This is a genomic window from Pseudomonas sp. C6002 (assembly GCF_013385805.1).
Lineage (GTDB): Bacteria > Pseudomonadota > Gammaproteobacteria > Pseudomonadales > Pseudomonadaceae > Aquipseudomonas.
Genome location: NZ_JACAPH010000004.1, coordinates 125,134 through 143,513, shown reverse-complemented (window position 1 = coordinate 143,513; position 18,380 = coordinate 125,134). Strand labels below are relative to the sequence as shown.

The window sequence follows — 18,380 nt, the reverse complement described above, 5'->3', positions numbered from 1 at the left end:
TACTTGCACGCGGCACAACCGCAGCCCCGTTGGATCCAACGGACGACATTATATAGCCACTACTTTAGTATGGTCGGCTTTCTTTATTCTGGAACGGCTTTTCTGTATGCACTCCAAGCGCCTTACCTATGGCTCAAATCGCGTTTTCGACTTCCTCTGTTTGTGGATTCTGCCCATCGGCTTGTTGTTGCTCCTGAGTTCGCTGTTCTTCGTCACCAATCGAAACGTGCTGCACAGGTTCTACTACCTGCTGTTCGCAGCGCCGACACTGTTGCTGCTGTGCCTGCGCCCGACGGAATTCAAGCAGGTATTGCGCGAGCCGCTGGCGATTGCCTTCCTGGTTTTCTCGGGCTGGGCGCTCACCAGCCTGCTCTGGAGCCCTGAGGCCACGACAGACTCCGACCTGTTCAAGCGGCCACCGAATACCTTCACGTTGTTTGTCGGCTTAGGACTGTTGCTGCATTACCGCAGCGAACTGTTCAAGCCGATCTTCTTCTGTGCCGCGCTGATTGCGCTGATATCGAGCGCCTGCAGCCTGGTGGCTTTTGCTCCCCACCTATCGGATGGCTCGCGAATGATCGGCGGGCGTGGCGCTCTTGATAATCCGCTGCTGAGCTCTCACGTATTCGGATTCTTCTGCATTTACTGGCTGTACGTATGCATGACCACCAAGCGTGCGCACGTACTCTGGTTCAGCGTTCCGGCACTGGCAATCATGGGCGCTGCAGTGATGGCCACCGGCTCGAGAACGCCGCTGGTTGCCCTGCTCCTTGCCGTGCTCTGGATGAGTTTCATCACTCGCAATCGGCGCTCGGCCCTGCTGATCGCCTGTATGGCGCTGGCGGCCGCGGCGCTGCTGCTGCTCTATCCCGAACTGATCACCAATCGTGGCAGCTCGTCCCGCTTCGAACTCTGGAGCATGTCGCTTGAGCGTATTGCCGAACACCCCTGGATCGGCCACAGCTACGACTCAGAGTTGTACCTGACACTCGCCGACGGCAATCAACTGCGCGAACCCCACAGCTTTGCCCTCGGCGTGCTCTATTACGTCGGCATCATCGGCTTCATCCCTTGGATATTCATGCTCGGCTGGGGCCTGTACAAAAGCCTCAAGGAACGTGCGCAGCCATTGTTCATCCTGGCCTCCTCCCTGCTGGCCTATGGCATCGGTGCCGGCCTGACCGAAGGCGGCGGCATTCTCTCGCGACCAAAAGAGCACTGGTTCCTGCTGTGGATCCCGCTGGCACTGATCGCCGGCCTGAGCATCGCCCAGCGTCGCCGCAGCCTGCTGCGCATGCCGGTTCAACGCCTGAAATCGCAAGACTTCGAACAGCTGTGCGCCAACGCCCACGTGATCGAAGCCGATGGCCTGGGGCCCAAGGTCCTGCGCCTGGAGGATGGCAGCTTCCTCAAGCTGTTCCGCCCTCGTCGCTGGTACACCTCAGGCAGCTTCAATCCCTATTCAGAGCGCTTTGCCAGCAACAGCGAGCAACTGCGTGCATTGGGGATTCCATCACCGGTCATCCTCAATCTCTATCAGTTAAAGGATGCGAGCAGCGCCGTACGTTATCAGCCGCTGCCCGGCCTGACCCTGCGCCAGGCCCTGCAAAGCCTGGACAGCAGCCTGCGGGAATCGCTGATCGAACGTTTCGGCCGGTTCATGGCCCAGCTCCACGAGCGCGGCGTGTACTTCCGCTCCCTGCACCTGGGCAACGTACTTTTGATGGATGATGGCGAGTTCGGCCTGATTGACGTGGCAGACATGCGCATCTACCCATCGCCGCTGCGTAACGCCCTGCGCCAGCGCAACCTGCGGCACATGCAGCGTTATCCCCAGGACCGCAACTGGTTGTTCGAAACCCACTTTGAACAACTCGCCGCTGGCTACGCTTCGGCAGCATCGCCAAGCGCCACGGCGAAGATCCGTGACCAGGTGTCCAGGCTCAATCGTCCGGTTGCGCAGGTAGCGAACCCGGCCAAGTGATGGTTTGAAGCGCCGGGGTTGCAGGCCCCGGGCCATTGCGGTGAACGCAATGGCCCGGCCGAAGCCCTATGAGCTGCGCTGCGGCGCCAGGTACAGCCGCACCAACCCACGCAAGGTCTTGCGACCCCAGAACTTCAACGGAATCTGCTTGAGGATCTCCCGCGCCAGTGGGCGGTCACGGTCGGCGGTCTTGAGGAACATCGAGTTCAGGAAGTTGTAGCGAACCTGATCGTAGGCTGGATGATCGCTGAACAACCCGTAGGTCTTGAGGATGTTCTGGATCATGTAGCGGTGATTCTTGTAGGTGTTGGTCGCGTGCTGGCGATAGCGCGCCATCACCACGTTCAACACGTCGATGGTGTACCCGGCGTGGGTGATCTTCAATTCGATCAGCAAGTCTTCCAGCGGAATCAGCGGGTCGAACCCTCCGACCTCTTCCAGCGCCTGCCGACGGATCATCAGCGTCGGTGCCGGCGGAAAGGGCTTGCGATCGAGGAACAGGTCATCGAAATCCAGGCTGCGAAACGGCAAGTCGCGGCGCTGCTTCTTCTCCGGGTATGGCTTGCCGTCCCCATCAATCAACTCGATATTGCCGGCGCAAATACCCACCTTCGGCTTGCCTTCCATGTAGGCAACCTGGGTGGCGATGCGCTCAGGCAGCATGATGTCATCGGAGCCGAATGGCGCGATCAGGCTGCCTTTGGCGCGAGCGATGGCACCGTTCAGGGTATTGGTCAGGCCCTGGTTCTGCTGCACCTGGAAATCAAACCCGTGTTCGGCCTGCAAGCGCTGGATGCGCTCCACGCTGTCATCCTTGGAACCGTCGTCCACCACCAGTAATTCGATATTGGCGTAGGTCTGGCCGAGCACACTGAGAATGCTCTGCTCGATGTACGGCCCGTGGTTGTAGGAGGCGATGATCACAGTGACCAGGGGTTGCTGCAGACTCATGCTTTACCTACTTCACGCAGACCGGTTTCGATCAGGTTCAAATACTTGTGCCGGAACTCGTCCAAGGTGTGGTTTTCTTCCAGGTAGCGGAACACTTGCTCACCCTTGGCACGCAGCTCTTCGTCGCTCAGCGCCAGGTAAGTGTCCAGTGCTGCCGCCAACTGCTCGACATTGCCCGGATCATGGGAGAGGCCGCCGGCACCTTGCACCAACGGCAGCATCGCCGGGCCATTGGAGGCGATGACCGGCAGATGGCCGCTCATGCCTTCCAGCAGCGCCAGGCCCAGGCCTTCGAACAACGACGGCATGGTCCAGATGTCGAAACCGCGCACATACTTCATGCCATCTTCGCGAAAGCCCAGCAGGTGCGCACGGCCGGTCAGGCCCAGGCGCTCGATATCGGCGCGCAGGTCTGCTTCGGCGCGGCCGGAGCCGATGATCCCCACCTGGGCCTCAGGGTATTTGTCCTTGAGGGTGGCGAACGCTTGCAACAAATGGGTGTGGCCCTTGATCGGCACCAGGCGGCCCAGGGCGCCAATCATCCGTGCATCCAGCGGCAGGCCCAGGGCCTTGCGCGCTTCATCCCGTGGCAACTGCAAGGCTTCGGCCTGGGGGATGTCGATGGCATTGGTGACAAAGGTGGTGTTTTCGCGGGTGAACCCGCAGTTGAGGTCCACCAGGTAATCCCTGACCGCTGCCGACACCCCGACGAATCGCCACGCCGGGCTGACCCACTTCTGCGTCTGGCGCCGGCGGTAGCCCCGGGCGTACTCGCCAAAACCGTGGGAGATGCCGATGCACAGGGGGATCTTCAACCAGCGGTTGAGCGACAGCATCATGTTCACCGACTTGAAGCGGTTACAGATGACCACGTCGAATTTCTGCTCGCGGCAATATTTGTAGATCTGCCACATCGCGCCGAAACGAATGCCCTTGAGGGACTTTTCCGGCAACTCGAAATAATGGGAGTGCTCAGCCACGCTCAGGGGCTGGCCGGGCAGCGGGCGGCCGCTGAGGAACCCGGATGTGACCTCGAAACGTTCAGCCGGCAAGGCCTTGACGATCTGCTCGCCGAGGTCGGCGAAGTCGTGGGTCTTGACGTTGTAGTCCGGCTGTAACTGCAAAACCTTGAAACGAGGTTTCATAACTCTCCATGCTGCAATCTGGCTGCGGGCGCGCAGCCCGGCGAAAAGGGGCGGCAGGCGCTGCAAGCCTGCCTTCAATAAGGTCTCAATCCTGCTTCAACACCCAGAGCAACTCATGACGGCGCACCGCCTTGCGGAAGAACTCATTCTCTCCGTAAGGCGATGGACTACGGCCCGCCAGTAATTGCTGCAACCACCTGCGCACGCGGCGCTTGAACGGCGCCCGCGGCTGCAAGTCGTGCATCATGCCCAGGGCCATGGCCTTGTCCTGCTGCTGGCTGAGCGTCAGCGGCAAGCTGCAAGGCACAAGTTTACCGGAGGCATCAAAACGCGGCGGCAAGGCCACGCCAGCGCCCGAATCACCCATGGGCCAACGATCGTTATCATGCAGGTGGTTGGCGTAGCCGAGCAACGTGCCCGGTTGCCACTCCAGGCCTTGCAGGGCCTCAAGGATCGCGGCGTGGGCGCAGATGTGATCCGGGTGCGGATCCAGCAACGGCGTCGGCAACACGATCACCTGCGGGCGCGCCTTGAGCAGCAGCGCTCGGAGGTCGGCAATCAGGTTATTCCAGGTTGGGGCGCCGTCCACATCCCCGGGCAAGGCCAGGGCATTGAACTGGCGAAACAGCCGCGTATCGTCCAACTGGGCTTCCCGGGAGGCCTGGGGCTGATCCGGCGCAGCCTGCATCGCCGGCAGTTGCATGCAGAAGTAGCCCAACTGCACGCACTGCGCCTCGGGTACTCCCGCCCAACGCGGCACGGTGACGCTGTCCCAGGCACGCAGGCGGCCTTTAAGCCGTGCGGCATCGGCCTTGGGCATGCCCATTTGTTGATAGTGATCGGCTTCGATTTCGCCCGCCGTCAGGGTGACGATCCAGCTCTCATCGGCTTGGCTGTAGAGGCTGAAAGCGGCCAGTTCGGCATCGTCGGCATGGGGCGCGATGACCATCACCCGTTGGCGACGGTAGTCCGGTTGGCGGAACAACCAGAGCGTCGGCTGCCCCTTGATCCGGCAGAAGCGCCCGCGCAAGCGCAGCTTACCGCTGGCCAGCGCTTCGCCCATGCCTGTCAGGTTGAGGTAGCGCCGTCCTGCAACCCCCCGCTCGAAGACTTGCCGGTCGGGTGCATCCAGGCCCGATAACTCCACCGCAGGATCGAGAAAACGCCCGAGCCAAGAGCTTTTGAGTTCAACCCCGACGATCAGGGTTTCATCGCCCACCAGAGGCGTGTCCAACAGCAGGCGCCCGGCTTCAAGACGCAGGCCCGCGCACTCGCTCCCTTCAGGAAACGCGTACTCATAATCGTCTTTCGGCGAGTAGAACAGATGATCGGCAAACCAGGCCTCATGTGCGGCCCACAGCACCACGGCCAGCACCAGTGGCAACCACCAGGCCACCAGCACACCGACAGCCACCAATAGCAACAGGCCCACCAACAGCGCAATACGCTTGTTGCGCCGGTGCTGCTTGAGCAATTGCTGTTTGCGACTCATACGCTGAACACCGGCACCGGGTTGCACCAGCGCTCCTTGTATTCACGGTCGGAACGCCCGAAGGAGAAACGCAGCGGCTTGTCGCTCGCTCGCGCTTGCTCCCAGGCACTTTGGGTATTGAGGAAACTCAGCACGCTGCCGGGGCTGAACGCCTTGGTTTCAGGGTCGACACCGCCGTTGACGTATTCGGCGCTGACCCACTGCGGCGCCTGCACCTGATACACCAGTTGCACGGCAATCGCAGCGTCATTGAGAAACAGCACCGAGCCGAACAGGAATTCCTTGAGCAACTCCAGCACCTCGGCCAAGCGCTCGGCACCCGCCGCCGGGAAACCCCAGCGCCGCTGGAACAGGTCGCAGTAAATCGCCGCCAGTTCGCTGCTGGAAAACTCGCCGACCGCCCGCACCACGCCGCCCGCCTCTTCCAGCAAACGCAATTCACGGCGCTGGTTGTAGCGAAACTTCTTCGACAACTCTTCCGGTGTGCGCGCCATGGCCAACTGCTCGGCCTGGGGCTTGAGGGTGCTTACGCGCCCCTCATTCAGTGCAGAGAGATAACGCGCGCGATGGCGCAATGGCACCTGCGCATCGGCGGCAATCGGCAGAATGATCTCGGCATTACCCAGATCAAACAGGCCTTTTTTGCCTTTGCGCTTGAGCACGTCCTTGGACAGGGCCAGGTCGCGCCCCCAGGTAGCAATTGCGCCCTTCAGCTCACCGTCCTGCTCCCAGCCCAGGTAGCGCACCGGAATCTGCGCCAGGTGCGCCAGCCGCTCGACGATCTGCGGATGAGTCGCCACGCTGCCGCCAAAACGCTGCCAGGCCTGGGCGTAAACCTCGGCCTCGACAGGCGTCCAGCCACGTTCACGCCAGCCCTGGAAGCGGTTCAGCATTTAGACCACGGCGTCATAAGGGTCCACGCCGTCCTTGACCACGAGGATGTCTTCCATGATCAGGTACTGCAGGTCGGAACCGAAGAACATGTTCAGCGCGTCGGTCGGCGAGCAGATCATCGCTTCGCCACGACGGTTGAGCGAGGTGTTCAGCGACACACCATTGCCGGTCAGTACTTCCAGTTCTTTCATCATGTCGTAGTAGCGCGGGTTGTATTCGCGCTTGAGCACCTGGGCACGGGAGGTACCATCTTCATGGACCACTTCCGGCACGCGGGTTTTCCACTCTTCCGACACTTCAAAAGTGAAGGTCATGAACGGCGCCGGGTGATCGACCTTGATCATCTGTGGCGCAACGGTGTCGAGCATCGACGGGCAGAAAGGCCTCCAGCGCTCGCGGAACTTGATCTGGTGGTTGATCCGGTCAGCCACGCCGGTGGCGCTTGGGCAACCGATGATCGAACGACCGCCCAGGGCACGCGGGCCAAACTCCATGCGGCCCTGGAACCAGGCCACCGGGTTGCCGTCGACCATGATCCTGGCGATGCGCTTGGGCATGTTTTCAATCTTGCGCCAAACCGGCTTGCTCTCGTGCTTGGCGCACGCCGCGATCACGTCTTCGTTGCTGTAGGACGGGCCGAGATAGACGTGTTCCATCTTCTCAACCGGTACGCCACGGGCGTGAGACACGTAGGCGGCTGCACCCACCGCAGTACCGGCATCGCCGGACGCCGGCTGCACGAACAGCTCCTTGACGTCGTCGCGGGCAATGATCTTCTGGTTCAGCTTGACGTTCAGCGCACAGCCGCCGGCGAAGGCCAGCTTGCCGGTGTCTTTGAGGATGTCGCCCAGGTAATGGTCGATCATCTGCAACGCCAGCTTCTCGAACAGCGCCTGCATGCTGGCCGCGTAGTGGATGTACGGCTCGTCGGCGATATCGCCTTCGCGCTTCGGACCCAGCCACTCGATCAGTTTTGGCGAGAAGTAGAAACCCTTGCCCTTCTCTTTGTAGCGGCGCAGGCCGATGACGTTGGCGTAGTCGGTGTTGATCACCAGCTCGCCGTTTTCAAAGGAGGCCAGGCGCGAGAAATCGTACTTGCTGGCATCGCCATACGGCGCCATGCCCATGACCTTGAACTCACCGTCGAGCATCTCGAAACCGAGGAACTCGGTGATCGCGCCATACAGGCCGCCGAGGGAGTCCGGATCGTAGAATTCCTTGATCTTGTGGATCTTGCCGTTTTCGCCGTAGCCGAAGAAGGTGGTGGCGTACTCGCCCTTGCCGTCGATCCCGAGGATCGCGGTCTTCTCCTGGAAGCCCGAGCAGTGATAGGCGCTGGAAGCGTGGGCCAGGTGGTGTTCAACCGGTTCGATCTTGATTTTCTTCGGATCGAAGCCCAGTTGCTCCAGGCACCAGACGATCTTGTTGCGATAGCGCTTGTAGCGACGGTTGCCCATCAGGATCGCGTCGAGGGCGCGGTCCGGGGCGTACCAGTAACGCTTGGCATAGTGCCAGCGGGCCTCGCCGAACAGGCTGATGGGGGCGAACGGAATCGCCACCACATCAACGTCGGAAGGCTTGATACCGGCTTGTTCCAGGCAGAACTTCGCCGACTCGTAGGGCATGCGGTTCTTTGCATGTTTGTCGCGCACGAAGCGCTCTTCTTCGGCGGCAGCGATCAGCTTGCCGTCGATGTACAAGGCTGCGGAAGGATCATGGCTAAGGGCGCCGGACAGGCCAAGAATCGTCAATGCCACAGGGGTCTAGCCTCTTTTAGTCTGCATGCAGGCGCGTCACGCCTGAAAAAAGTGTGCTTCCCGCCTGGGCGAGAAACAGCTAAAGGGCGGGATTATAGCGTAAACACGGCGCGGGATGATCTAGGGATTGTGGCGACCGGTTGTCACTGCAGGCCTAGCGGAAAATCTCGATGCTGCCGTCCCTGTTCTGGCGGTAGACCGTGTAGGGCAGCACGAGGGTGTCGAGCAAGCCGGAGGCCACGAGCTCGGCGGCGAAGATCGGCAGGGAGCCGGAGGCATCGCGCGTGTGCTCTTTGGTGGTGTCGGGCGCGCCGTTCAAGGTGCAGAAACCGTAGATCACCCCACTGTAGATACGCGGCACGTTTTCACAATAACTGCGCGATTCCTTGAGGTTCTGGCTGGCAACGGCGTCCGGGCGAAACACCGTGTTGATGGTGCCGCAACCGGTGGTGGATACCAGTACAGCGGCGAGAAGGACTCTGGTTGCAAGACTCACGGACAACTCCATTTGGCATAAGTGTGGGCATTCATCCCTGCCCCATACAACCTTGCCGGATCCGTTTATGAACCCGGGCGCCAATAGATACTGATGTTGCCATCGGTACCTTGCTTGTAGACCGTATAGGGCAGGACCACTGTATCAACAATGCCCGAGACCGTTATATCCAATAGAACGAATGGCATCAGCACGCCAGTGAGGTCCGGCGCGGCGTGCAGCAGGCAGAAATCAAAGGCAACCCCGCTGTAGACACGGGGAATCGACTGGCAGTAGGTTTTTTGCTTCCTGAGTTCACGTGCCGCCGCCGCGTCTTCGCGCAACAGCGTATTGGCCGTTCCGCAGCCGCTCAACACAAGGATTCCAATGCTTAGCGCAGCAGTCATTTTTAGCGTCATGGCAAGCCCTCTGAATGGCCAGCAACGCTAACATCGGCCCTGTTGGCGACCCAGACCCCACGCACCGCCGCGCCATGTAAGAAGATTCCGAAATGGCAAAAGCTGGCTGAATCGTTAAACTCGCGCACTTTTGTGCGCCATGGATGCTGGTTTACTCATGAAAGTTGTTGTACCCACTCGATTTGCGATGCTGCTTCCCGGACTGCTTGGCCTGTACAGCAGCGCCCAGGCCGATGAAGCGCCACTGGTCCTGGACCCCAGCGTGGTCACCGGTTCGCGCAGTGCCAGCCCGTCGTTTGACCTGCCGTATTCGGTGGACAGCATCAGCCGTGAGCAAATCAGCGATGGCCAACTGGGCATCAATGCTTCAGAGGCACTGTCCCGCGTGCCCGGCCTGGTGGTTCAAAATCGCCAGAACTACGCCCAGGACTTGCAGATTTCCTCCCGTGGCTTCGGTGCTCGCTCGGCATTTGGTGTGCGCGGTATCAAGCTGATCGCCGACGGCATACCCGCCAGCACCCCGGACGGTCAGGGCCAGGCGGCGACGTTCAACCTCGACACCGCCGAGCGCATCGAAGTCCTGCGCGGCCCGGCCGCCACGCTGTATGGCAGCAATGCCGGCGGCGTGATCCAGATGTTCTCCCGCAACGGCGAAGGCCCGCCGCGCATCGGTGCCGAGACGCTGGTGGGCAGTGACGGCCTGAGCAAGAACCACCTCACCGCCGAAGGCGCGGCAGACGGCGCAGGCTTCGTGCTGGACGCCTCGCGCATGGACACCGACGGTTATCGCGACCACAGCAGCGCCCGCCGCGACCAGACCTTTGCCAAGCTCAATTTCGAGCCCGATGAAGACAGCAAACTGGCGCTGATCTACAGCAGCCTGGAACAGAACGGCACGCAGGATCCGCTGGGGCAGGCGTGGGATGCGTACAAGGCCGACCCGCGCTCGGTCAGCAGCGCCGCCGAGCTGTACAACACCCGCAAAAGCATCGACCACCAGCAACTGGGGATGAATTACGAGCGGTATTTCGGTGATGCCACACTGCAGGTGAATGCCTATACCGGGCGACGGAGCGTGATTCAGTACCTGTCGATTCCCAAGGGAACGCCCGCCAACGAACGCGGCGGCGGCGTGGTGCAGTTCGACCGCAAGTTCTACGGCGGCTCCGTGCGCTGGATGCAACCGGTCGACAGCGTGCCGGGCGAGCTGATGATCATCACCGGCCTGGATTTCGACCAGAGCGAAGACAGCCGCCACGGCTACCAGAACTACAGCGGCAGCACCCTTGGCGTAAAAGGCCAGTTGCGCCGGGATGAAATCGACACCGCCCGCAGCCTCGACCCCTACATCCAGGCCAACTGGGCCATCAATCGCTGGACCCTGCAAGCCGGGGTACGCCACAGCACCATGGAACTGGATGTCGACGACCAGTTCCTGAGCAACGGCGACTCCAGCGGCAACAAGACCTATCAGAAGAACACACCGTCCGTGAGCGTGATGTACGCCTTCACGCCCGACCTGCACGGCTACGTCAGTGCCGGCAAGGGGTTCGAGACGCCAACCCAGGCGGAACTGGCGTACGCGCCGGGCAACATCGAAGGGTTCAACTTCGGCCTGAAGCCGTCGGAAAGCACGCAGTATGAAGTGGGCTTGAAGGCACAGTTGAACGACACCCGGGTCAACGCCGCTGTCTTCCAGATCACCACCGAGGACGAGCTGGTGGTGGACCAATCGATCGGCGGCCGCACCAGCTACCAGAACGCCGGCCGCACCCTGCGCCGCGGCTTCGAGCTGGGCATCGAAAGCCAGCTCAGCGAGCAGTGGAGCACCAACATCGCCTACACCCGCTTGCAAGCCACTTACGACAGCGACTTCATCGGTGGCGGCAAACCGGTGGACAAAGGCAACTACCTCCCCGGTGTGCCGCAAACCACACTATTCGCCGAGCTCAACTGGAAACCCCGGGACTGGGTCAGCACCGCCGTGGAAGGCATGTACCGCAGCAAGGTCTACGTCGAAGACACCAACCAGCAACACGCGGCACCGGGCTACAGCGTGTTCAACTGGCGTGCACGCTTTGAGCAGAAGGTGGAGCACTGGACGTTCCACCAGACCCTGCGCCTGGATAACTTGCTGGATCGCCAATATGTGGGGTCGGTGATTGTCGGAGACGGCAACGGCCGCTATTACGAAGCAGCGCCGGGACGCTCGTGGTATGCAGGCGCCGGCGCCGAGTACACATTTTAGAAACTGACCATCGAACTTGTGGCGAGGGAGCTTGCTCCCGTTGGGCCGTGCAGCGGCCCTAAACCCCTAGCCCACTGCCTTTGGCAACCGCTGATCAATCACCCGATACAACGCACTGCTCTCAGGCCAGTTACGCATAAACCTTGCCCGATCCCTGGCATATGCCGGAGCGAAGCTGCTCAAGGACGTGTGCTGACACATCGAATCCAGGTCGATCAGCGCCCAGCGATCCGTGTGCCAGAACAGGTTATGCCCCTTGAAATCCCCATGGCTGATGCGCTCGCGGATCAACTCTGCGAACAAATTATCCAGGGCCTGCAATTCGGCCTCGGGTGCCTCGCCACTCTCAACATACGGCGCGAACCGCTCGATGATGTCCGGCCCCGGCAGGTACTCGGTCACCAGATACGCGCGGCTGCGCAGCCACAGGAAGCGCTTTTCCAGCAACGCCAGCGGCTTGGGCGTGGCGATGCCGAGGAACGCCAGGCGATTGCCTTCGCGCCACGAATGCCAGGCCCGGCTCGGGCGCCAGAAGCGCTTGAGCCAATGGGCAAAGCCCTTGATGTTGTAGCGCTTGATCACCAACGGCCGGCCGGCCACCTCGACCTTGGCGACACTGGCCGCCCCGCCGGTTTTATACAGATGGCCCTGGTCCAGCAGCGCATCGGCCTGCGCCAGCACCGGCAGCATCGCCGCTTCTTCCTCACGACGAGTCGCGCGCAAGGCGAACGGCCCGCGCACGACGCTGAACAGCGTGCACTCCCGGCCAACCTTGCTCAGGAAATCCTTCAAGCGCCAGACGCTGACCTTGCGTACCTGCTTCTGCAACGCTTCGAGCGGCAACGCGTGTTCGCCATTGCTCAGCAGGTAATACACCAGCAACTCTTCGGTAAACGGCTCGAGGTTTTTCGGCAACTGCGCGAAAAACACCCCAAGGTTTTCCAGCACCCGGTTGCGCGACAGCGGTTTGCCCGCCTCTTCGACACAGATCCCGGCGCCGTCGATCAAATACAGTTTGCCGTCCTGACGCAGCAGGTTGTCCAGGTGCAGGTCTTCCTGCCACAGGCCCTTGGCGTGCATCTGCGCAATCGCACCCAGCGCTTCGGCGAGCACCGCTTGCTGCTGGTCAGCCAGCGGCGGCAGGTGCTCAACAGCCTGCCAAGCATCAGCCAGGCTGTCGGCGCCTTCAAGAAACTCGAACAGCAGCCAACCGCCCTCACCCTCTTGCAGACCATCGGCCAGCAACAGCGGCGTGGTCAGGCCTTGCTCGGCCAACAGCCGCACGCCCTTGAGTTCACGCTGAAAATGCCGCGCCGCCTTGCTGCCCACCAACAATTTGGCCAGCACCGGGCGCCCGCGCCACACAGCTGCGCCGACATAACGCTGGCCCGGCAATACCCGCAGCAGGCTCAGCAGTTGCAACTGCCCAGGCCCGGCAGCGTCTGCCAGTTCGATGCTCAGGGGCAGGCTTGGCGTGCGGCCAGCATTTTTCAGTTCGGACAAACGCATCAGCGGTTCTCCTTGTGACTGCGCCGGGCCGCCAGGCGCTGGTGCCAGGTGGCAACCAATGCGCTGTCCTGCGGCTGGTCCAGGTAGGCCGCCAACAGCTGGCGAACCTGATCGTCCGACCATTGCGGCGCACGGCGCAACAGCGGTTCCAGGTCCTTGACCCGGTCACGCCAGCCGAACAGCAGCGGGCGGGTTTTCTCCAGGTCGATCAACTGCGCCGCGTACCCGTCGCCGGTGGCCTGCAGGAAAATATGCTTGGGATAAAAACAGCCATGCACCTGGCCCACGCTGTGCAACTGACGAGCAAGCTGACCGCAGGCCAGCAGGATTGCCCGCTGCTGCACGTCGCTCAACTCAGACCATTGCTCCAGCAATGAATCCAGGTCATTCCAACCATCCAGCGCCCGGGTCAGCAACATCGCCCGATGCTCTCCGGCCACTTTGCGCTCACCGAAAAACGCCGCCTGCAATGCCGGAATACCCAATTGCCGATAGCGGCTGATATTACGAAATTCGCGGGCAAAACTCGGCTCGCCAAACGGGCGGTGCAAGGTGCGCGTCAGGTAGTTGCTCTGGCGCTTGAGGTAGTAGCCCTGGCCTTCGAGTTCGAGGCGAAACACGCTGCTCCAGCCGCCGCGGCTGGTATTGGGCTCGTCCACCGCATCCAGTTGCTTGGCCCACAGCGCGTCGAAAGTGCCGAGGCCGTTGCGCTCAAGCAATGCTCGATCTTCGGCCGCCAGGAAATCACTCATTCTCGCCCCTCGAAAAACTTCACCACGTGGCGAATTCGCTGTTTGTCCGCCGCGCTCAAGTGTTTGCGCTGACGGTATTGCATGTAGAAGCGCAGGCGCTGGGTGGCCGACAAGTGATACTTGGCGACCTTGTCCAGGCAGGCCAGGTCCTTGGTGATGCGGTATTTGAGCCAGAACCCGCGCCAGAAATCGCCGTTGGGGCAATCAATCAGGTACAGGGTTTGCTGGTCATCCACCAACAAATTGCGCCACTTCAAATCGTTGTGGGTAAACCGGTGGTCGTGCATGGTCCGCGTGTATTCAGCGAGCTGGCGACTGATCTTGTTGACCCACACCGGGTCTGACAGTTGCGGGTCATTGCGCTCGGCCAATGCCGACAAGTCTTCAGTCTTCGGCAGCTCGCGCGTGATCATCGCCCCGCGGTGATACGCCAGGCCTTTACGCTCCAGGCCCCAGGCGATCACATCGGCGGTGGGTATGCCCCACTTGGCGAAGCGCTTGAGGTTCTGCCATTCGGACTTGACTCGTGGCTTGCCCAGATAGCGGCGCAACCCCTTGCCTGCACCGACGTAGCGCTTGACGTAATAGTTGACCCCGCCGCGCTCCACGCGAATCACTTCGGACAACGGATCGCGGGTCAGCCGCTCGCCTTGCAGGGCGAACACGGCTTCCAGGCTACCAAAGTCATCCGCCAGGGCGGCGTAAGCGGGTTCCAGGTTCCAACCCGCCATCAGAGCGCATCCCCGTATCGTTGCTTGCGTGCGTAAAGCTTGGCGGCCATGCGTTCCAACGCCGACAGCAGCGCGCTTTGCTCGCCCAGGATCTGGCGCAAAGGTTGCTGGAAGTACGCCTTGAGAAACCGCAGTTTGTCGCGCCGGGTCAAACCGATCTCCAGGGCGGAGTAGTAAAGCCCCGCCAGATCCTTATCACGCCAGCGCCGGGGAATCTTCGAACGCACCTGGGCACGGTGCAGGTCGATCACCGAGAGCTTGATGTTGTGCACGGTAACCGGCTGGTCGGTGTGCAACAGGAAGTGGCACAGGTAGCAATCACGATGGTTCACGCCCCCCCGGTGCATCGTGCCCAGGGTGCGCGCAAGCTCAACGGTCAAGGCATGCCGAATCGCCGGCACGGGCGGCTGTTTGACCCAGTCCATGGTCAGGTCTTCAAGGCTGACGATAGGCGCCAGCTCTTCAGTGACGATGAACGAGTGCTGGTCGGCCGGGTTGCTGCCCTTTTCACCAAAGGCCACGCCGGTCATGGTGGGCACGCCGAGTTCATGCAGGCGCTGGATCGCGTCCCACTCCTGGCCCGCGCCCAAGACAGGCAACTTGGCCGTGATCAGGTTCTTGAGGATTTCACCCCAGCCAATTCCCCGGTGGATCTTTACAAAATAATGGCGGCCTTCCACTTCCGTACGCAGGGTACGGCGCGCGGCCAGCTCACGAAACACCTGGCCGTCCAGCTTCTCGACTTCGGCGAACGCATCGCGTCCGGCCCACAGGGTCTTGAACGGTTCGGCAAGAATCAACTTCATCGGTTTGGCTCCGCCAGAATCAGGTCCGCAGCGTACTGCGGCATGCTATAGAGGTCGGCCGTCTCAGCGAAGGCCAGACCATTGCGGCTCCACGCCGCGCGCGCTTGTGGATCGTCGAGCATATCCACCAGGTACTGGTTGAGCTGGGCCTGCTCGAACGGTTCGTCCAACACCCGCCCACTCTGGGCCTTGTCGATGTAAAACGCGTAGCCGCAGACCTTGCTCACCAGCACCGGGAGGCCGGCGACCACCGCTTCGATCAGCACCATGCCGGCCGCCTCGTTGTACGCGGGGTGGATCAACAGGTCAGCGCCCAGCAGAAAGCGCGGGATATCGCTGCGGCCCTTGAAGAACTGCACCTGGTCGCCCAGGCCCAGCGCAGCACTCTGCAATTGGAATACTTTGGGGTCGTCCTGGCCGATTACAAATAGCCGGGTGCGTTTCTTCAGGCTCGACGGCAGCGCGGCCACGGCCTTGAGGCTGCGATCGACGCCCTTGGTCTTGAAGCCCGAGCCAATCTGCACCAGCAGCAAATCATCGTCGGCCAGGCCGAATTCGCGACGAAACTCGGCGCGGATCTCGGCAGCATTGGGCGGCGCGCGGCGGTCGCGGGCGATGCCCGGCGGCAACAAATGAAAACGCTCGGCCTGGGTCCCGTAATACTGGGTGAACAGCTGCTGCTGGTGTTCGGACAGCACCATGATCTGCGTCTTGGCGTCTTTGTCGAACACTGCACGCTCGTATTCGGCAAAGTGCTTGTACCGGCCGAACCAGCGATACATCGGGTTGCGCAGGTTCTGCGCCTTGTCTTCGAACACGCCGTCGGCGGCGAAGTACAGGTCCAGCCCCGGCATCTTGTTGAAGCCCACCACGCGGTCCACCGGGCGCTTGGCCAGGTCGGCCTGGATCCAGGCGTAGAGCTTTTCATTGCGCCGATGGTTGACCAGCGCCTTGACCGGCGCCACCAGTACTTCAAAGCCCAGCGGCACGTCACCCTCCCAGATCAGCGTATAGACGCGAATCTGATGCCCGCGCTGCTGGCACTCCAGGGCAATACGCATGAAGTCGCGCTGCAGGCCACCAAAGGGGAAGTATTTGTAGAGGACAAAAGCCAGTTGCATCAGTGTTCCTCAGCCAGTAACAACGTGCTTAAACGAGTTGCGACACGCTCAGGGTTCAGGCGAGTGAAGCACAGGGGCCACTCGCGCTTGAGATCGAACCGACGCTGGTCTTCGGCAGTCGGTTGATAAGTGCATTTCTTTTGCAGGCAAGGCGCACACGGGAAGTCGCTGGCCAGGTGAATCTGCGCCTTGCCATAAGCCCCGGTCAGGCCAGGATTGGTAGGGCCGAACAGGGAAATCGTTGGCACATCCAGCGCTGCGGCCAAGTGGCCAAGGCCGGTGTCGACCGCAACACACGCCTTCGCACCCGCCAGCACCCGGGCCACGCCCGCGAGGTTCAGCCTGGGCAGCACTTCGGCGTTTTTCAGGCCCTGGGCCAGGCGTTCAGCCCGGGCTTTTTCGGCGGCATTGCCCCACGGCAACTTCACGTCCACGCCAAAGCGGTCCATGCGCTCGGCCAGGTCGCGCCAGTAGGCTTCCGGCCAGTGCTTGGTGTCCCAGGTGGTGCCGTGCAGCAGCAGTACAAACGGTTTTTTCGGCGGCAGGCCCAGCAGCTTGTCGACACTGAGGCCGTAGTCGCCCAGGCCTTTTGGCAGGTCATAACCGAGGGCGACGGCAAACAGCTGGCGCAAGCGCTCCACCGCGTGCTGCCCACGGGCCACGGCCAGGCGTCGGGAATAGAAGTGCGCCGCCAATGGCTCGCGAGCCGACTGTTTGTCGAAACCGGCCACCGGGGCACGTACGTAGCGGGTCAGCCAGGCACTTTTCAGCAGGCCCTGGGCGTCGATCACCAGGTCGTATTTGGTCGACTGCACGCTCTTCTTGAAGCGCCGCCATTCGCCACTCTTGAAGGTCTGCCAGAGGTTCTTGCGCCAGCGGCGGATCGCCACCGGGATCACCTTGTCCACCGCCGGGTGCCAGGTGGGAATCTCGGCGAAGCCTTCTTCCACCACCCAGTCAAACCGGATGCCCGGGATCGCCCGCGCCGCGTCGGTCAACGCCGGCAAGGCATGAATCACATCGCCCAGGGATGAGGTCTTGATTACCAGAACCCGCAACTTAACGAACCTCGACCACAGTGCCCTGCAACCGCTGCAACGCGTCGCTGACAGGTTGCGGCAGCAACTGGCGCAGGCAGTTGTAGTGGCCGAAGCGGCAGGTGCGATCAAAACACGGGCTGCAATCCAGGCCCAGGCGCACCACTTCGACCTTGTCGGCCAGCGGTGGGGTAAACCCGGGAGACGTCGAGCCATACACTGCCACCAGCGGGCGGTTCAGCGCCGCGGCCACGTGCATCAGGCCGGAGTCGTTGGACACCACCGAGTCGGCACAGGACAGCAGGTCGATGGCCTCGGCCAGGGATGTGTCGCCGCTCAGGTTGACCGCCTCTTCGCGCAGCCCCGGGATCAAGCGCTGGCGAATATCCTCGCCCACCGAATGATCGTTTTTCGAGCCGAACAACCAGACTTGCCAGCCCTCGCGAATCTTCATCTCCGCAACCTTGGCGTAATGCTCCGAAGGCCAGCGCTTGGACTCGCCAAACTCGGCGCCAGGGCACAGCGCCAGCACCGGACGGTCCAGCTCCAGGCCAAACTTCGCCAGGGCCGCATCCCGGGTGACCGGGTCGATTTGCAGGCTCGGACGTGGATACGGTGCAGGCAACTCGGCTCCCGGCGCGTAGGCCAGGGCCATGAAGCGCTCGATCATCAGCGGGTAACGGGCCTTGTCGAGCTTGCGCACATCGTTGAGCAGGCCATAGCGAAACTCGCCACGCCAGCCGGTGCGTTTGGCAATACCGGCGAAGAACGGCACCAGTGCCGACTTCATCGAGTTGGGCAACAGGATCGCCTGATCGTACCGGCCGGCCAGGGACTTGCCGATGCGTCGACGGGTCGCCAGCTCCAGCGCGCCGTGGCCGAGCGGGAAGCTCAAGGCCTGACGCACCTCGGGCATGCGCTCAAGGATCGGCCGGCTCCACTCGGGGGCGAGCACGTCGATTTGGCAGTCGGGATGACGTTGCTTGAGGCACTGGAACAGTGTCTGCGCCATCACCATGTCACCGACCCAACTGGGCCCAACGATCAGAATATTCATGT

The 18,380-nt window shown here is 61.8% G+C and carries 16 protein-coding genes; 2 read left to right on the top strand and 14 right to left on the bottom strand.

Going from position 1 to position 18,380, the window contains the following annotated elements:
- Positions 1 to 106 precede the first annotated feature (106 nt).
- Positions 107 to 1,984: an O-antigen ligase family protein gene (locus HX817_RS01825; RefSeq protein WP_177036436.1), complete on the top strand. Its 1,878-nt coding sequence runs from the start codon at positions 107 to 109 to the stop codon at positions 1,982 to 1,984.
- 66 nt (positions 1,985 to 2,050) lie between these two features.
- Here the strand turns inward: HX817_RS01825 and HX817_RS01820 are convergent, their stop codons facing one another.
- From HX817_RS01820 to HX817_RS01790, 7 genes are all read right to left on the bottom strand, one after another.
- Positions 2,051 to 2,935, bottom strand: a complete 885-nt coding sequence (locus tag HX817_RS01820; RefSeq protein ID WP_177039701.1) for a glycosyltransferase — start codon at positions 2,933 to 2,935, stop codon at positions 2,051 to 2,053.
- Entirely contained in the window at positions 2,932 to 4,080 is a 1,149-nt protein-coding gene (locus tag HX817_RS01815) for a glycosyltransferase family 4 protein (protein WP_008439138.1), read from the bottom strand. Before HX817_RS01815 ends, HX817_RS01820 begins: the two co-directional genes overlap by 4 nt.
- Positions 4,081 to 4,165: 85 nt before the next feature.
- Positions 4,166 to 5,572 carry a PIG-L deacetylase family protein gene (locus tag HX817_RS01810; RefSeq protein WP_102367969.1) on the bottom strand — a complete coding sequence of 469 codons (1,407 nt, stop codon included), beginning with the start codon at positions 5,570 to 5,572 and terminating at the stop codon, positions 4,166 to 4,168.
- Positions 5,569 to 6,465 (bottom strand): GNAT family N-acetyltransferase, encoded by an 897-nt coding sequence (locus tag HX817_RS01805; protein ID WP_008439141.1) that lies wholly within the window; start codon positions 6,463 to 6,465, stop codon positions 5,569 to 5,571. The genes HX817_RS01810 and HX817_RS01805 overlap by 4 nt, the downstream gene beginning before the upstream one ends.
- Entirely contained in the window at positions 6,466 to 8,223 is a 1,758-nt protein-coding gene (locus tag HX817_RS01800) for a carbamoyltransferase (RefSeq protein WP_008439143.1), read from the bottom strand.
- Positions 8,224 to 8,377: 154 nt separating this feature from the next.
- Positions 8,378 to 8,731 carry a YceK/YidQ family lipoprotein gene (locus tag HX817_RS01795; protein WP_008439144.1) on the bottom strand — a complete coding sequence of 118 codons (354 nt, stop codon included), beginning with the start codon at positions 8,729 to 8,731 and terminating at the stop codon, positions 8,378 to 8,380.
- Positions 8,732 to 8,784: 53 nt separating this feature from the next.
- A complete protein-coding gene (locus HX817_RS01790) occupies positions 8,785 to 9,117 on the bottom strand; it encodes a YceK/YidQ family lipoprotein (RefSeq protein WP_010169294.1) in 333 nt (110 codons plus the stop codon).
- A 157-nt stretch (positions 9,118 to 9,274) separates the two neighbouring features.
- Here HX817_RS01790 and HX817_RS01785 point away from each other — a divergent pair, with 157 nt between their 5' ends.
- Positions 9,275 to 11,365, top strand: coding sequence for a TonB-dependent receptor (locus HX817_RS01785; RefSeq protein WP_177039700.1), 2,091 nt, complete (start codon positions 9,275 to 9,277; stop codon positions 11,363 to 11,365).
- 66 nt (positions 11,366 to 11,431) lie between these two features.
- Here HX817_RS01785 and HX817_RS01780 read toward each other — a convergent pair whose 3' ends face one another.
- From HX817_RS01780 to waaF, 7 genes are read right to left on the bottom strand one after another with little or no spacing between them, the layout of a single operon-like run.
- Positions 11,432 to 12,874 (bottom strand): lipopolysaccharide kinase InaA family protein, encoded by a 1,443-nt coding sequence (locus HX817_RS01780; RefSeq protein ID WP_177008306.1) that lies wholly within the window; start codon positions 12,872 to 12,874, stop codon positions 11,432 to 11,434.
- Positions 12,874 to 13,626: a lipopolysaccharide kinase InaA family protein gene (locus HX817_RS01775; RefSeq protein ID WP_008439156.1), complete on the bottom strand. Its 753-nt coding sequence runs from the start codon at positions 13,624 to 13,626 to the stop codon at positions 12,874 to 12,876. Before HX817_RS01775 ends, HX817_RS01780 begins: the two co-directional genes overlap by 1 nt.
- Positions 13,623 to 14,357: a lipopolysaccharide kinase InaA family protein gene (locus HX817_RS01770; RefSeq protein ID WP_003209451.1), complete on the bottom strand. Its 735-nt coding sequence runs from the start codon at positions 14,355 to 14,357 to the stop codon at positions 13,623 to 13,625. Before HX817_RS01770 ends, HX817_RS01775 begins: the two co-directional genes overlap by 4 nt.
- On the bottom strand, positions 14,357 to 15,163 hold the full coding sequence (gene rfaP, locus HX817_RS01765) for a lipopolysaccharide core heptose(I) kinase RfaP (protein ID WP_177039699.1): 807 nt from the start codon (positions 15,161 to 15,163) through the stop codon (positions 14,357 to 14,359). The genes HX817_RS01770 and rfaP overlap by 1 nt, the downstream gene beginning before the upstream one ends.
- Positions 15,160 to 16,284, bottom strand: a complete 1,125-nt coding sequence (locus HX817_RS01760) for a glycosyltransferase family 4 protein (RefSeq protein WP_177039698.1) — start codon at positions 16,282 to 16,284, stop codon at positions 15,160 to 15,162. Before HX817_RS01760 ends, rfaP begins: the two co-directional genes overlap by 4 nt.
- Positions 16,284 to 17,342 carry a lipopolysaccharide heptosyltransferase I gene (gene waaC / locus HX817_RS01755; RefSeq protein WP_003209442.1) on the bottom strand — a complete coding sequence of 353 codons (1,059 nt, stop codon included), beginning with the start codon at positions 17,340 to 17,342 and terminating at the stop codon, positions 16,284 to 16,286. The genes HX817_RS01760 and waaC overlap by 1 nt, the downstream gene beginning before the upstream one ends.
- Before the next feature lies 1 nt (position 17,343).
- The gene (gene waaF, locus HX817_RS01750; protein ID WP_177039697.1) at positions 17,344 to 18,378 is read right to left on the bottom strand and encodes a lipopolysaccharide heptosyltransferase II; all 1,035 of its coding nucleotides are present in this window, start codon (positions 18,376 to 18,378) and stop codon (positions 17,344 to 17,346) included.
- Positions 18,379 to 18,380 lie beyond the last annotated feature (2 nt).